12 protein-coding genes, 1 pseudogene and 1 riboswitch are annotated in these 14085 nt (G+C 66.2%); of the genes and pseudogenes, 5 read left to right on the top strand and 8 right to left on the bottom strand.

The window, feature by feature from the left end; all coding sequences use genetic code 11:
- Window position 1: 1 nt before the first annotated feature.
- Window positions 2-985: a membrane dipeptidase gene (locus PHA8399_RS10410; RefSeq protein WP_058286074.1), complete on the bottom strand. Its 984-nt coding sequence runs from the start codon at window positions 983-985 to the stop codon at window positions 2-4.
- 114 nt (window positions 986-1099) lie between these two features.
- Window positions 1100-2545: an aldehyde dehydrogenase family protein gene (locus PHA8399_RS10415; RefSeq protein ID WP_058286161.1), complete on the bottom strand. Its 1446-nt coding sequence runs from the start codon at window positions 2543-2545 to the stop codon at window positions 1100-1102.
- A gap of 105 nt (window positions 2546-2650) precedes the next feature.
- On the opposite strand from PHA8399_RS10415, the gene PHA8399_RS10420 reads away from it, so the two are divergent.
- Window positions 2651-3538, top strand: a complete 888-nt coding sequence (locus PHA8399_RS10420; protein WP_058286075.1) for a LysR family transcriptional regulator — start codon at window positions 2651-2653, stop codon at window positions 3536-3538.
- Between the two features lie 275 nt (window positions 3539-3813).
- Here PHA8399_RS10420 and PHA8399_RS10425 read toward each other — a convergent pair.
- The 5 genes and pseudogenes from PHA8399_RS10425 to rimK all read right to left on the bottom strand — a co-directional run.
- A pseudogene (locus PHA8399_RS10425) lies at window positions 3814-4324 on the bottom strand (ABC transporter ATP-binding protein); the annotation flags it as partial.
- Entirely contained in the window at window positions 4321-5370 is a 1050-nt protein-coding gene (locus PHA8399_RS10430) for a FecCD family ABC transporter permease (protein WP_058286077.1), read from the bottom strand. The gene PHA8399_RS10430 and the pseudogene PHA8399_RS10425, both read right to left, overlap by 4 nt.
- On the bottom strand, window positions 5367-6377 hold the full coding sequence (locus PHA8399_RS10435) for an ABC transporter substrate-binding protein (protein WP_058286078.1): 1011 nt from the start codon (window positions 6375-6377) through the stop codon (window positions 5367-5369). The genes PHA8399_RS10430 and PHA8399_RS10435 overlap by 4 nt, the downstream gene beginning before the upstream one ends.
- A gap of 144 nt (window positions 6378-6521) precedes the next feature.
- A riboswitch (cobalamin riboswitch) is annotated at window positions 6522-6715 on the bottom strand.
- An 81-nt stretch (window positions 6716-6796) separates the two neighbouring features.
- The gene (locus tag PHA8399_RS10440; protein WP_058286079.1) at window positions 6797-7840 is read right to left on the bottom strand and encodes a succinylglutamate desuccinylase/aspartoacylase family protein; all 1044 of its coding nucleotides are present in this window, start codon (window positions 7838-7840) and stop codon (window positions 6797-6799) included.
- A gap of 4 nt (window positions 7841-7844) precedes the next feature.
- On the bottom strand, window positions 7845-8750 hold the full coding sequence (rimK, locus tag PHA8399_RS10445; RefSeq protein ID WP_058286080.1) for a 30S ribosomal protein S6--L-glutamate ligase: 906 nt from the start codon (window positions 8748-8750) through the stop codon (window positions 7845-7847).
- Window positions 8751-9364: 614 nt separating this feature from the next.
- On the opposite strand from rimK, the gene PHA8399_RS10450 reads away from it, so the two are divergent.
- From PHA8399_RS10450 to PHA8399_RS10465, 4 genes are read left to right on the top strand one after another with little or no spacing between them, the layout of a single operon-like run.
- Complete coding sequence (locus PHA8399_RS10450; RefSeq protein WP_027244487.1) at window positions 9365-9982, top strand: paraquat-inducible protein A; 618 nt, start codon at window positions 9365-9367, stop codon at window positions 9980-9982.
- Window positions 9949-10584: a paraquat-inducible protein A gene (locus tag PHA8399_RS10455; RefSeq protein WP_208856287.1), complete on the top strand. Its 636-nt coding sequence runs from the start codon at window positions 9949-9951 to the stop codon at window positions 10582-10584. Before PHA8399_RS10450 ends, PHA8399_RS10455 begins: the two co-directional genes overlap by 34 nt.
- Window positions 10581-12665, top strand: a complete 2085-nt coding sequence (locus PHA8399_RS10460; RefSeq protein ID WP_058286081.1) for an MlaD family protein — start codon at window positions 10581-10583, stop codon at window positions 12663-12665. The genes PHA8399_RS10455 and PHA8399_RS10460 overlap by 4 nt, the downstream gene beginning before the upstream one ends.
- A gap of 22 nt (window positions 12666-12687) precedes the next feature.
- Window positions 12688-13224 (top strand): PqiC family protein, encoded by a 537-nt coding sequence (locus PHA8399_RS10465; protein ID WP_244270191.1) that lies wholly within the window; start codon window positions 12688-12690, stop codon window positions 13222-13224.
- 59 nt (window positions 13225-13283) lie between these two features.
- On the opposite strand, the gene PHA8399_RS10470 is transcribed toward PHA8399_RS10465, so the two are convergent.
- Window positions 13284-13913: a chorismate--pyruvate lyase family protein gene (locus PHA8399_RS10470; RefSeq protein ID WP_058286083.1), complete on the bottom strand. Its 630-nt coding sequence runs from the start codon at window positions 13911-13913 to the stop codon at window positions 13284-13286.
- Window positions 13914-14085 lie beyond the last annotated feature (172 nt).

Genomic DNA, 14085 nt, shown 5'->3' on the forward strand with positions numbered 1-14085 from the left:
CCTATCCCTTTGGGCCAAAGTTTTCGGCGAAGAACCGGTACCAGTTCCCGCCCATGATGCCGCTGACCTCGTCGTCGTTCATGCCCGTCGCGCGAAGGCCGTCTTCGATGTTTCCAAAGTCGCGGTTGTCCTTGAACCAGCCGGGCATTGCCGGGAAGCCCGGCGCGGCGGCTGATCCTTCGCCGTAGTCGATTTCCTTCGTCCAGCGGCCGACCCGCATCCATTCAACGATGCTGTCGGGCTGGTCCTGGCAAAGATCGGTGCCGATGCCGAGGTGCTGCGCGCCGTATTTGTCGGCAGTGCGGGCAATCATTTCGCAAAAGCTTTGCAGGGTGCAGTTGGACTTGTCCTTCAGGTGGTGCGGATAGACCGAGAAGCCCAGCATGCCGCCATGGCCGGTCACCGCGCGGATCACATCGTCCTTCTTGTTGCGCAGGGCCGGCGACCATTCATGCGGGTTGGCATGGGTGATGGCGATCGGGCGGGTGGAAATTTCCGCCGCTTCGATGGTGGAGCGGTCGGCGGAGTGGCTCATGTCCACGACCAGGCCGACCCGGTTCATCTCCTTGATCACCTGACGCCCCATGCGGGTGATGCCGGTGTCCTCGGCCTCGTAACAGCCGGTCGCCAGCAGCGACTGGTTGTTGTAGGTGAGCTGCATGAAACGGGCGCCCAGCGTGTGCAGGATCTCGACCAGGCCGATGTCGTCCTCCATCGGCGAGGGGTTCTGGAAACCGAAGAACACCGCGGTGCGGCCGGTTTCGCGGGCCCTGTCAATGTCGGAGGCCCACTGCCCCTTCATGATCAGGTCCGGATACTGTTCGAACCAGCGGTTCCACTTTTCGAAGTTCAGAACCGTCTCGCGGAAGTTCTCATGATAGGCAATCGTGACATGGATCGCGTCCACGCCGCCCTCGCGCAGCTGGCGGAAGATTTTTTCCGACCAGTTGGCATATTGCAGGCAGTCGATACGGTAGCCGGTCATTCAGGCACCTCGTTTATTGATGGTCAGCGCCCGTCCCAAGTGAATGCGGGGGGCAGGACGGGCGCTGCATCCGGCGTGTCGCCGGATAAGTTCAGGCCGAGCGAATGGCGGGCATCAGACCGGCTGGCCGGCGCTGATGTAGGCGGTCTTCACCGTGGTGTAGAACTCCGCCGCTGCCTTACCCTGCTCGCGCGGGCCATAAGAACTGTCGCCGCGGCCGCCGAACGGCACGTGGTAGTCGGTGCCTGCGGTCGGCAGGTTGACGGTGACCACACCGGTGCGCGCGTTGCGGCGGAAATGGGTGGCGCGGGCCAGCGATTGGGTCACGATGCCGGAGGTCAGGCCGAAGTTGGTGTCGTTAACCACCGCCAGCGCCTCGTCATAGCTGCCCACCTTGATCACGCTGGTCAGCGGCGCGAACATCTCCTCGCGGTTGATGTGCATATCGTTTGTGGTGTTCAGGAAGACGCCCGGGGACATGTAGAAGCCCTCGTGCGGCATTTCCAAACGCTGGCCGCCGCAGGCCAGTTCGGCGCCTTCGGATGTGCCGATATCGACATAAGCCAGGTTCTCGTTCAGTTGCTGCTCGCTGACCACCGGCCCCAGCTGCACGCCCGCTTCCAGCGCGTGGCCCACTTTCATGGCCTGTGCCCCGGCGACAAGCTTGTCAACAAAGGCATCATGAACAGCCGCGTGGACCACGAGCCGGGAGGAAGCGGTGCATTTCTGGCCGGTGCCGCCAAAGGCGCCGCCCAGCGCCAGGGTGACGGCCAGATCCAGGTCGGCGTCGTCCATCACCGCCAGCGCGTTCTTGGAGCCCATCTCCATCTGCACCTTGGTCAGGTTCTGGATGGCGGCGGCGGCAATGCCCTTGCCCACCGGCACCGATCCGGTGAAGGAGATCGCGTTCACCTTGGGGCTTTCGACCAGGCGCTGGCCGATGGAGCGGCCGGAGCCCATGACCAGCGAGAACAGGCCTTTGGGAATGTCCTGGCGCGCGATGATCTCGGTCAGGGCAACCGCCGATGCCGGGGTGATGTTCGCAGGCTTCCACACCACGGCGTTGCCGTAGCACAGCGCCGGCGCGATTTTCCACGAAGCGGTGGCGGTCGGGAAGTTCCAGGGAGAGATGATGGCGACCACACCCACCGCCTCGCGGCGCACGTCCACCTCGATGTCCGGGCGCACGGAGTCGGCGTTTTCCCCGATCTGGCGCAGGCATTCGGCGGCGTAATAGGTGAAGAACTGGCCAGCCCGGTAGACTTCGCCCTTGCCCTCAGCCAGCGGCTTGCCTTCTTCGCGCGACAAGAGCGTGCCCAGTTCCTCGGCGCGGGCCATCAGCTCATTGCCGATGTTCATCAGCACCGCCTGCTTGCGCTCCAGCCCGTAGGCGGCCCATTCGCGCTGCGCGGTCTGCGCCTGATCCAGAGTGGCGTCCAGCTGATCGGCGCTGGCCTGGGCAAACATGCCGACCAGATCGCTCAGATCCGAAGGGTTGCGGTTTTCGATTTCGCTTTCGCCAGCCAGCCATTCGCCGGCAATCAGGTTCAGTTTGGTCACGGAGAAGCCCCAGATGCTGAATTTCAGGTTTGCAGCAGGATGGACTTCCGCCCTAGCATCAGTCAAACTCAATAAACTGAACGCAATTTCAAGAATTCTGAAGTCATGGCCTTGAAGATCGAAATGCTGCGCGCCTTTTGCACCGTGGCGCAGACCGGGAACCTGTCGGAGGCCGCAAACCGGCTGGGCCGGACCCAATCAGCGGTTTCCATGACCCTCAAGCAGATGGAGGACCATCTGGGCAAGAAGCTGTTTGAGGGCGAGCGCAAGAACCAGCTGTCGCCGCTGGGCGAACAAGTCTTTGAACTGGCTCAGAAACAGGTGCGCCACTTCGACCAGACGGTGCAGAGCATCGAGATGGCAGCCGAGGCGACCCACGGCCTGATCCGCATCGTGTCGGTGCCATCGGTGGCGGCGCTGGTGTTCCCGGCGGTGCTGGAGCATATGACCGCCCGCTTCCCGGGCCTGAAGGTAGAGCTGCGCGACACCGACACCCAGCAGGTTCTGGACGCATTGGCCGAGGGCAAGGCGGATATCGGCATCGCCTCCGGCTATCATCCGCTCAACGGGGTCAAGGCGGTGCCGCTGTTCGAGGATAGGTTTGGCCTGGTCTGCTCCGCCGATCACCCGCTGCTGCTGCAGGAACGGCCGCCGGCGATTGCCGACGTTACCGGACCCGGCTTTGTCCGCAACGCCCTGTGCGGCCTGATCCGCAACGAGCGCTTTGTCGAGGCCAGCAGCGCGGCCGATGTGACGATCCACAACACCCATTCGCTGATTACCATGGTGCGGACGGGCAAATGGGTGACCGTGCTGCCGCAGACCGTGGCCCGCTTCATGCCGGAAACCACCGCCTTCCGCGCCATAGCTGACTTGCCGGACAAGCGGGAGGTCTACCTCTACCAGCGCGAACGCTCGCGGTTTGCGGCCCTGACCGAGGAATGCAGCAGGTTTATCCAGTCCTGCGACCTGTCACCGGATCAGCCGGAGTAACCGCGCGCCGGCGCCCGCCGCCGTTCAGGCAAGGTGAAAGGACAGATGCGGCGCGCCGCCGCCGGCATCCCGGACCTGCCGGGCCGTGATCCCGAACACCTCCGACACCGTGTCCGGCGTCAAGGCCTGTTGCGGCGTGCCCGATGCCACCAGGCGCCCGCCCGACAGCACCGCCACCCGGTCGCAGGTCAGCGCCTGGTTCAGATCGTGCAGCGCCACCACGGCGGTCACCTTCAGGTTCCGGACGCAGTTCAGGATCGACAGCTGGTGGTGGATGTCCAGATGGTTGGTCGGCTCGTCCAGCAGCAGCAGCCCCGGCTGCTGGGCCAGCGCCCGCGCGATATGCAGCCGCTGCCGCTCGCCGCCCGACAGGGTGGCCCATTCGCGCTGGGCAAACGCCTCCATTTCGACCGTTCGCAGAGCTTTGTCCACCTGCCGGGTGTCTTCGCCGCTCCAGGGCCGCAAGGCTGACAGCCAGGGGGTGCGTCCCAGCTCTACCACCGAGCGCGCGGTGATGCGCTCCGCGGTGTCGGCCTGCTGCTCGACGATGGCGATCCGCTGGGCGATTTCCCGGCGCGACAGCCGGGCCAGCGGCTGCTCCGCCAGCAGCACGTCGCCCTGCGAGGGCCGGGCCAGCCCCGCCAGCAGCCGCATCAGCGTCGATTTGCCGGAGCCATTGGGGCCGACCAGCGCCAGCGTTTCCCCCGGTTGCGCCGACAGCGACACATCCGACAGCAACGCCTTGCCGCGCACCGAGAAGGACAGGCTGCGGGCTTCGATCCTCATCGCGCCGTCCTCTGCCCGCGCACCAGAATGATGGCAAAGGCCGGCGCTCCGATCAGTGCAGTGACGACGCCGATGGGCAGCACCTGGCCGGGGATGATGATACGGGACACGATGTCGGCGCCGATCAGGAACACCGCGCCGGTCAGGGCGGCGGCGGGCATCAGGCGGCGATGGCCGGGGCCAACCAGGAACCGCGCCGCGTGCGGGATCACCAGGCCGACAAAGCCGATGGAGCCGACGATCGACACCATCACCGCGGTCATCAGCGCGGTGGCAAAGATCAGCACCACCTGCACCCGCCGCACCGGGATGCCCAGCGCCGCAGCGGAATCGGTGCCAAAGGTGAAGGCATCGAGCGCCCGGGCGTGGAAGCGGCAGACCATCCAGCCCGCCAGCGCAAGCGGCACCGCCAGCCACACGTCCGGCCAGCGCACGCCGCTGAGGTTGCCCATCAGCCAGAACATGATGCCGCGCGCCTGATCCGCATTGGCGGACTTGGCGATGATGAAAGCTGTAAGGGCGTTGAACAGCTGCGAGCCGGCAATGCCCGCCAGCACGATCTGCGCCGCCGCCGCCCGGCTGCTGCCCGCCCCGGCGGCGCGGGCCAGAATGGCGACAAAGCCAAAGGCCAATAACGCGCCGTTGAAGGCGCCAAAGGACAGCGACAGCGCGCCGCCGCCCAGCCCCGCAATGGTGACCGCCACCGCCCCGGTCGAGGCACCGGCGGAAATGCCAAGGATGTAGGGATCCGCCAGTGCGTTGCGCAGCAGCGCCTGCAGCACCACGCCTGTCACCGCCAGCGCCGCGCCGCACGCCCCCGCCACCAGCGCCCGCGGCAGCCGGTAGCTCCAGATGATGCCCTGGTCCACCGGGTCCACCGGCAAGCCTGCCCCGGCCAGCTTGTTGACCAGAACGGACAGGACAAGGTCAGGCGCAAGCGAGGTTTCCCCGATCATTGCGCCTGCCAGAACCGCCGCAGCCAGCACCGGCAGAGCCAGGCAAGCGCCCCTGACGCCCTGCCAGGCCAGTGCGGCGGCTGCGCTCATGCGCCGTTGCCGATCGCGCTGAGTTCAGCCGCCAGATCCTCCAGCGCCGGGATCGCGCGGATGGTGGCGTCCATGGCTTGGGCATCCATCACCACGATGCGGCCGTTCTTCACAGCGTCCATCTGGCTGGCGACCGGATCGGTGCGCAGAAACTCCAGCTTCTTTTCGTAGTCATCGGCGGCAAAGCGGCGGCGGTCCATGCGGGCGATCACGATCACCGTCGGATTGGCCTTGGCGATGGTTTCCCAGCCGACGGTCGGCCATTCCTCGTCAGTTTCGATGACGTTCTCAAGGCCCAGCTGCTGCATCATGTAGCCCGGCGCGCCCTTCTGGCCGGCGACAAACGGGTCGCTTTCCATCTCAGGCGAGGAGAACCAGAACACGGCCGAGGCGTCTTCCAGCGCAACCTCTTGTGCCTTGGCAACTGCCGCGGCTTCGCGGGCCTTGTAGTCGGCGACCAGCTCTGCGCCCTTTTCGGCCTCGCCAAAGATCGCCGCAAGCTCTTCGATGCCCTGATACAGGCTCTCGGTGGTGAACATTTCTGTCCGGGTGCCGTCGCCGCCGGTAGTGTTGTCCTTGCCGGCGCAATCGGCGGGCAGCACATAGGTCGGGATGCCGAGGTCATGGAACTGCTCGCGCTTGGCGACGATGCCTTCGGGGCCGACGTGCCATTCGTACTGCGCCGCCACCAGGCCGGGGCGTTTGGCAACCACGCTTTCAAAGCTCGGGTCGTTGTCGGCCAGACGCTCGACCTTGGCGTTCACCTCGGCATATTCCGGCAGCACGTTGTTGAACCAGACTGAGGTGCCCAGCACCTTGTCCCCCAGCCCCAGCGCATAGAGCACTTCGGTGGCCGCCTGGCCGACGGTTACGGAGGACGCCGCCGGCGCCTCGAAGGTGAGGGACTGGCCGCAGTTTTCGATGGTCAGCGGAAACGTTTCATCAGCAGCCGCGGCATGTGCAGCAAGGGTGAAAGACAGGCCAATCAGGCCGGAACGCAGGAACATTATAGTCGATCTCCATGTGTCAATGACCGGAGAACGGGTGAAAGGGCATTGACCGGCGGGGCAGAAGGTCTGAGCCCTTCCTCTGCGGCGCCTGATCGCGGCGGCGCATCCTGTCGGCAACCTCCCCGGACAACCCCGCCCGGTGTGCTTCGGTTTTTACCGGCAGGTCTCCTGACTGGCGGGTCATCGTCTGGGCCGTCTTCCCGGACCGCTGGGGTCCAGTGACGCGATGGCACAGCACTCGCCGCCTACAGTTGCGGGGGCAGTTCCGGTTGGCGCCCGGCAGGCACCGCGGATTCCCTCTTAGCCCTTGCGGGACCGGTTAAGCGCGCGTAGCGCATCGCCCTGCTTGCGGCAAGAAAAAGTTGCCGCTGGCAGGGAAAACCTGCGCGGGAGGCGCCCCCCCCTGCCGGGGCGGGTTACAGGATCTCATCCTCGTCAAACATCGGATCATCCTCCAGCTGGGCGCTGATATCCTCGACCGAATCCTCTGCCTTTGTGACGGAGGGGACCCTTCCCAGATGGAACACTGCATCGCCCTCGTTCACGACGGGCATTACCGCGCGGCCGACAATCAGCCCGTCGAAGGGGGCCAGGATTTCCTCGTCCTGCTCGCCGAAAGGGTCCGATACCGATCCCATCAGCTCCCCTTGCCGGACCAGTTCCCCGTCGTTCCTGTAGACCCTCAGAAGCCCGCCCATCGGCGCCCGCAGCCATTTGCTGGAAGCGCAGAACTGCGGCTGCGATTTGGGTTTGGAAATGCCCTTGGCCGGGACCATCCCCATGTGCCGCAGCACCCGCAGGATGCCGGCCAGCCCGGCCCGGATCGACAGCTCGTCAAAGCGCAGCCCCTCGCCCGCCTCAAACAGTAGGATGTCCTTGCCGATCTCCTTGGCCGCACCGCGCAAAGAGCCGTCGCGCAGCGGCGACTGCATCACAATGGGCGCGCCGAATACCCCGGCAAGCTCCCGGGTTTTCGGGTTGTCGGGCGAGATGCGGATCTGCGGGTAATTGGTCCGGTGGACCGCCGCCGAATGCAAGTCGATCCCCAGATCCGAGCGGGCGACCACCTCTGCCATGAACAGATGCGCCAGGCGCGAGGCCAGCGAGCCGTGCTCGCTGCCGGGAAACGCCCGGTTCAGGTCGCGCCTGTCGGGCAGGTAGCGGGAGTGGTTGATGAAGCCGAAGGCATTGACGATCGGCACCGCAATCAGCGTGCCCTTGAGCGTCGTCAGGTTCGGCGCCCGCAGCAGCCGCCGGATGATCTCCACCCCGATCACCTCGTCGCCATGCACGCCGCCGCTGACAAAGACCGTCGGCCCGTCCTGGCGGCCATGCACCACATGCGCCGACATGGTGACCGGCGTGTGATCGGACAGGACGCTGACCGGCAGGTCAACCGTCAGCCGCGAGCCCGGCGCCACCCTGGCATGGCCGATGGCAAAATGCTGCCGCCCCTTCATGCCGTCATCCCTTGCCCTTGGTTTTGGTGGCACCTGCCTTGGCGTTCTTTTCCAGGAATTCGATCATCTTGCCGGCGATATCCAGGCCGGTGGCCTTTTCCACCCCTTCCAGGCCGGGGGAGGAGTTCACTTCCATCACCACCGCGCCATGGTTGGCCCGCAGCATGTCAACGCCGCAGGCGTTCAGGCCCATGGTCTTTGCAGCGCGCACGGCGGTGGCGCGTTCTTCCGGCGTCAGTTTCACAACCTGAGCCGACCCGCCGCGGTGCAGGTTGGAGCGGAAATCGCCCTCGGCCCCGGTGCGCTTCATCGCGGCCACGACCTTGCCGCCAATCACGATCGCGCGGATGTCGGTGCCGCCGGCCTCCTTGATGAACTCCTGCATCAGGATATTGACGCCGGCGCCGCGGAACGCCTCGACGACCGACTTGGCCGACCGGTCGGTGTCGGCCAGAACCACGCCGATGCCCTGGGTGCCTTCCAGCAGCTTGATCACGATCGGCGCGCCGCCGGCGAGTTTCAGCACTTCTTCAGTCTGCTTGGGGTCATGGGCAAAGGTGGTGACCGGCAGGCCGACACCGTCGCGCGCCAGCAGCTGCATCGAGCGCAGCTTGTCCCGCGACCGCCCGATGGCGACGCTTTCGTTCAGCGGGTAGACCCCCATCATTTCGAACTGCCGCAGCACTGCCGTGCCATAGAAGGTGACCGAGGCGCCGATCCGCGGGATCACGGCGTCATACCCCTTCAGCTGCTCGCCGTTGTAAAAGATTTCCGGGCGGCGGGTCGCGATATTCATGTAGCAGCGCAGCGTGTCGATGATGTCGAGCTGATGCCCGCGCTCCTCTGCTGCGGCCTTGAGGCGCTTGTGGGTGTACAGGTTGGCATTGCGGGCAAGCATGGCAATTTTCACGTGGTGTCCTTTTCAGGTTGCCGCGCAGCAGCGGCGCGGCTGGCGCAGGCGGCGGTTGAATGGGTTTCGCCCCTGCACCGCAGGGATTTTCTGACAAGTTCTGCTGACCCGTCCGCCGGTATTGGTGTCCGGCGGACGGGCCTCATCGCCAATGGGGATCGATTATCTGCTTTGAGCCTATAAGGTGCCGTATCTGTTTTCAAATGTCCTGCTGCCGGGCCGCCGGGCGCGGCTGGGTTGCCGCCCCAGTACAGCCAGGCTAGTGTCTTGCCTATAGGTAAAAAAAATCATTGGACCCTGCAGATGGTCACCTTGGCCTGCGCCGCCGTCATCCTGGCCGGGCTTCGCGGGCGTGCTTGCGGCGGCAAGACCTGCGGACGCTGCAGGCTCCCGCGCAAGCTGCGGCCGGCGCAGGCGGTGCAAGGATGCAATTAAAAATTCCTGCGCGCATTTCCAGGAAAAGAGGCAAGTTTTGATTGTTGCGGACGGTTCCTTTGTGGTTATGAATGCCAACGCCTTCGTTAGCTGCCGGCGGGCAAGGAGATACCGGCGCAGCAGGCTGCGGCAGACTGAGTGCCGCGCTGCGGCCGGCGGCTTGAACGGACAAGGATAACATGGACCCGGAACAGCTGATCGCCTGCCCTGCCTGTGACGTGCTGCACCGCGACCAGGAGGTGGCCAAGCACACCGTCGCCAGGTGCGCCCGCTGCGGCACGGTGCTGGCGGCGCCCAAATCGGGGGCGATGACCCGGATTGCGATGCTGTCCCTGACGGCGCTGATCCTGCTGGCGGCTGCGGCCGGCTTCCCGTTTCTGGAACTGCAGGCCCAGGGGCTGTCGCACCGGGCCTCGGTGCTGGATGCGGTGCTGGCGTTTTCCCGCGGACCGATGGCGCCGCTATCGCTGGCCACAGGCCTGCTGATCGTGCTGCTGCCCGCTGCCCGCTATGGCGCCCTGGTCTATACCCTGGCACCGATGGCCCTGGGCTGGCACCCTGCCCCGCATGCGGCCGCCGTCTACCGCTGGGCAGAGCGGCTGAAGCCCTGGGCGATGGCTGAGATCTTCATCATCGGCGTCGCGGTCGCCCTGGTCAAAGTGTCCGGCCTCGCCCGGGTCGGGCTGGGGCCTGCCTTCTGGGCCTTCGCGGCGCTTTTGGTGGTGACCATCCTGACCGACAGTTCCATTTGCAGGCTGACCGTATGGAAAACCCTGAAGACCCGCCGCGGTTCCTGACCGCAGCCGAGGCCGGGCTGACCGGCTGCCGCACCTGCGGCGCCGTCAACCCAGGCGGCGCGCAGACCTGTTACAGCTGCCGCAGCGCGCTGACCCCGCCCTCCGCTTACAGCCTGCAGCGGGTCTGGGCCTGGCTGGCGGCGGGGCTGATTGCCTATGTCCCCGCCAATATCTACCCGATGCTGCGCACCACCACGTTTGGCCGCGCTTCCGAGAATACGCTGGTCGGCGGCATTGCGGAGTTGTTCAGCCATGGCTCCTATGGGGTCGCCTTCATCGTATTCTTTGCCAGCATCGTGATCCCGGTCGCCAAGTTCCTGGCCATCGGCTATCTGGCAGTCTCGGTCCGCAGGCCCGCAACCCTTGGCAGCCACGACCGGCTGGTGCTTTATGAGGTTGTTGAATTTATCGGCCGCTGGTCGATGATTGATGTTTTTGTCGTGGCGATCCTGACCGCCCTGGTTCAGCTGGATTTTGCCGCTGCCGTCACCCCGGGGATTGCCGCGGTCAGTTTTGCATTGTCGGTTGCCTTCACCATGCTGGCAGCCCAAAGTTTTGATCCGCGGCTGATCTGGAACGCGGAAAAGCGAGAGTATGAATGAGCACGCCTGAACCCGCCACGATGAAAGTCTCCGCGCAGCGCCCGTCGCCGTGGCGCAACCTCTCGCTGGTCTGGCTGGTGCCGCTGGCGGCGCTGGCGGTGTCGCTGGGCGTTGCGTGGCAGGCATACTCCAGCCGGGGAGTTCTGATCCGCATCACTTTCGAGAACGCCTCCGGCGTTGTGGCCAACGAGACCGCGGTGCGCTACCGCGATGTGGCGATCGGTCAGGTGGAGGAGCTCGGCTTTACCGAAGACCTGAGCAAGGTCACCGTCTGGGCCCGCATCGACAAGAAGATTGCCCCCTACTTGGATCAGGACGCCGCCTTTTGGGTGGTCCGCCCGGAGGTCAGCACGCGCGGCATTTCCGGCCTCAGCACCGTGCTCTCCGGTGTCTATATCGAAGGCACCTGGGATCAGGAACCCGGCGTGGCCGCCACACGCTTTGAGGGCGCCGACGGGCCGCCGCTGGTGCAGCCGGGCCGGGACGGGCGGCGCATCACCCTGCGCACCCCTAGTGGCAGCATGATCTCGGAAGGCGCGCCGGTGCTGTTTCGCGGCGTCGAGGTCGGCCGGCTGGAGCAGCCGCGCCTGACGTCCAGCGGCGACAGCGTTGTTGTCGATGCTTTCATCGACGCCCCGCATGACCGCCGCATCAACTCCGCCACCCGGTTCTGGGACACCTCTGGCTTTTCAGTCTCCTTCGGTGCCAGCGGGCTGTCGCTGGACGTGGACAGCATCGCCTCGCTGGTGGCCGGCGGCATCGAATTCGACACCGTTTTCGACGGCGGCAAACCCGTGGGCAAGGACACGGTGTTCGACATTCACGAGGACGAGGCCGCCGCCCGCCGCACCGCTTTTGCGCGCTCGCAGTCGGAAGGCGTATCGGTGGCTGTCGCCTTTGACGAGTCGGTGGCCGGGCTTGCCAGCGGCGCCGCGGTCAGGCTGGGCGGCGTCAAGGTCGGCGAAGTCAGCACCCTGAACGCCGCCATCCAGAACCAGAGCGACGAACCCGAGGTGCGGCTGATTGCCAAACTGCTTCTTCAGCCTTCGCTGATGGGGCTTCCCCCCGGCGCCGGAGAAACTGAGGTCCTGGATTTCCTGGAACAGGCGGTCGAAGGCGGGTTGCGGGCCCGGCTGGCCGCGGCCGGGCTGCTGAGTTCGGAACTGATTGTTGAACTGGTCACCCTGGATGAAGCCGCTCCGGCGCGGTTCGACCGCAGCGCAGAACCCTTCCCCGAGCTGCCCAGCGCGCCCTCCGACCTGCCCGATTTCACCGCCACGGCGGAAGGCGCGATGGAGCGCATCAGCGAACTGCCCGTTGAGGAGCTGATGGCCCAGGCCATCGCCACCCTGGCCAGCATCGAAGACCTGGCCTCTGCCGACAGCACCCGCGAGGTTCCCGCCGCCGCGGTGGCGCTGCTGGAAGACACCCGCGCGCTGGTCGCGGCCCCCGGCACCCGCGCCCTGCCGGCTGAGCTGAACGCCGCCGTGGCGGAGCTGCGCGCCATCCTGACGGAGGTGCAGCAGGGCAATGCGGTCGCCAATCTGAGCGCCGCACTGGAGCAAGGCAGCCAGGCCGCCGCCAGTTTCGCTGCCGCATCGGATGAGCTTCCTGCCCTGGTCAGCGACTTCCGCGCCCTGGCGGCCAAGGCCAATTCCCTGGAAGCCGAAGAGCTGATCCGCTCCGCCAGCCGGCTGATGAACAGCGCCGATGCACTGATCGGCACCGAGGAGGCCCGCGATCTGCCCCCTGCCCTGACCGGCGCACTGGATGAGGTGCGCCGCACCCTGGAGGCGCTGCGCCAGGGCGGGCTGGTGGACAATGCCAATGCCACCATGGCCTCGGCCCGCGGCGCCGCCGATGCGGTGGCCGCTGCCGCCGAAGGCCTGCCGGCCCTGTCTGCCCGGCTGGAGCGGCTGGTCGCCCAGTCCGAGGCGCTGATCGCCTCCTACGGCGCCCGCTCCAGCTTCAACTCCGAGACGCTGGACGCCCTGCGCGAGGTCAAGACAGCCGCCCGCGCGGTCTCGCAGCTGGCCCGCAAGATTGAACGCGATCCGAATTCCCTGCTGTTTGGAAAATAAAATGTTGAAAGCCCTGACTTTGATGGCCCCCCTTGCCCTGCTTGCGGCCTGCGGCCCCTCCAACGAGGCCCGCTACCTGATCTCCGCAGCGCCGGGCGAAAAAGTGGCGAACCTGCGCTCCCGTACGATCGAGGTGCGGCTGGTCTCGCTGCCCTCCTATGCCGCGGCGTCGGAAATCGTTGCCGAGGGCGACGGCGGCGCGCTGTTTGCCCTTGGCGGGGCGCAATGGGCGGATGACCCTGCCCGCGGCATGACCGCAGCCCTGGCGCGCGGGCTGAACCAGCGCACCGGCGCCGCCGCCGCGATGGAGCCCTGGCCGCTGAACACCGGCCCGGACGTGCGGCTGGATGTGCGGGTCGATCAGGCCTATGCGCGCGCCGACGGGGTATTCGCGCTGACCGGCCAGTTTGCGGTCTCCTCGCCCGAAGGCACCGTGCGCGAATTCGTCAAACCGTTCGATATTCTGGCGCCCGTCAATGGCACCGGCCCCGCAGCCGCCGCAGACGCCCTGTCGCGCGCGCTGGCGGAGCTTGCGCGGCAGGTGTCGCAAGCGATGTAACGGACCCCGGCCGGACGAAGGCGCGCGCCGGCCAGGCAGGCGGCGCATCGGCGGTCCCGTCAGGCGGGCTGCGCGCCCGGCCCGGCCAGCGGCAGCCCCTGCAGCATGCCCGAGCGGTAGGTTTCGGTGATCAGCATGCAGGAGGTGTTTTCGATTTCCAGGACATACGTCCTGGCCGCCTCCGGATCGGGCACGCCGCAGCGCTGCCACAGCCGGGACAGCACCCCCTCCGGGCACGGCACCGGCCGTTTGCGGGTCAGCTTGATGTCAAAGATATACCCGATCGGCGACAGCCCCTGTTCCAAATGCCGCTGCACCTCCGGGTCGAGCTGCTCCAGCGCGACATAGGTCAGGTTGTCCATCATCACCTCGCCGCGGTGCGACATGCAGACCTGGCGTTCGATAAAGGACGTGCCCGGCAAATGCGCCCTGACCCCGGCGGGAACGTCCGCGGTGACCTTCTGGTGCAGAACATCCAGCTGCACCGGCCCGTCCGCAAGCGTCTCGCAAATCAGCGTGGCGGAGCCGTCCTGCACCAGCAGCATCTTTTTCCAGACCGCGGCCCATTTCGCAAACGGGCTGCCGGCGGCCAGGCCATCGTCAAACCGCCTGCGCAGCAGCGGCGCCTGTGGCCCGTTCGGGCCGGCGGGCGGCGTGCCCGCGCTCTGGTGCTGACTGCCGGTGCTCATGTGCTGTTACTTTCATTGCCGGATCCGGCGAAACCAATAGCAGCACCGTCGCCGGGGTCAAACGGCTATGCCCCGGTGCGGGCCCCGGCTGCCGCCCTGTGCCCCGCCGCCAGCGGCCGGAACCGCCGTTCAAGTGAAAAATTTCCGTCACCGCGCGTCCATTTGGAACAGT

It is taken from the genome of Leisingera aquaemixtae (assembly GCF_001458395.1).
GTDB lineage: Bacteria > Pseudomonadota > Alphaproteobacteria > Rhodobacterales > Rhodobacteraceae > Leisingera > Leisingera aquaemixtae.

What these genes read in the sequence shown, in the direction of transcription:
- PHA8399_RS10410 (WP_058286074.1), bottom strand. Translation starts at nt 985, where the DNA reads ATGACCGGCTACCGTATCGACTGCCTGCAATATGCCAACTGGTCGGAA.
- PHA8399_RS10420 (WP_058286075.1), top strand. Translation starts at nt 2,651, where the DNA reads ATGGCCTTGAAGATCGAAATGCTGCGCGCCTTTTGCACCGTGGCGCAG.
- PHA8399_RS10430 (WP_058286077.1), bottom strand. Translation starts at nt 5,370, where the DNA reads ATGAGCGCAGCCGCCGCACTGGCCTGGCAGGGCGTCAGGGGCGCTTGC.
- PHA8399_RS10435 (WP_058286078.1), bottom strand. Translation starts at nt 6,377, where the DNA reads ATGTTCCTGCGTTCCGGCCTGATTGGCCTGTCTTTCACCCTTGCTGCA.
- PHA8399_RS10440 (WP_058286079.1), bottom strand. Translation starts at nt 7,840, where the DNA reads ATGAAGGGGCGGCAGCATTTTGCCATCGGCCATGCCAGGGTGGCGCCG.
- PHA8399_RS10450 (WP_027244487.1), top strand. Translation starts at nt 9,365, where the DNA reads ATGGACCCGGAACAGCTGATCGCCTGCCCTGCCTGTGACGTGCTGCAC.
- PHA8399_RS10455 (WP_208856287.1), top strand. Translation starts at nt 9,949, where the DNA reads ATGGAAAACCCTGAAGACCCGCCGCGGTTCCTGACCGCAGCCGAGGCC.
- PHA8399_RS10460 (WP_058286081.1), top strand. Translation starts at nt 10,581, where the DNA reads ATGAGCACGCCTGAACCCGCCACGATGAAAGTCTCCGCGCAGCGCCCG.
- PHA8399_RS10465 (WP_244270191.1), top strand. Translation starts at nt 12,688, where the DNA reads ATGGCCCCCCTTGCCCTGCTTGCGGCCTGCGGCCCCTCCAACGAGGCC.
- PHA8399_RS10470 (WP_058286083.1), bottom strand. Translation starts at nt 13,913, where the DNA reads ATGAGCACCGGCAGTCAGCACCAGAGCGCGGGCACGCCGCCCGCCGGC.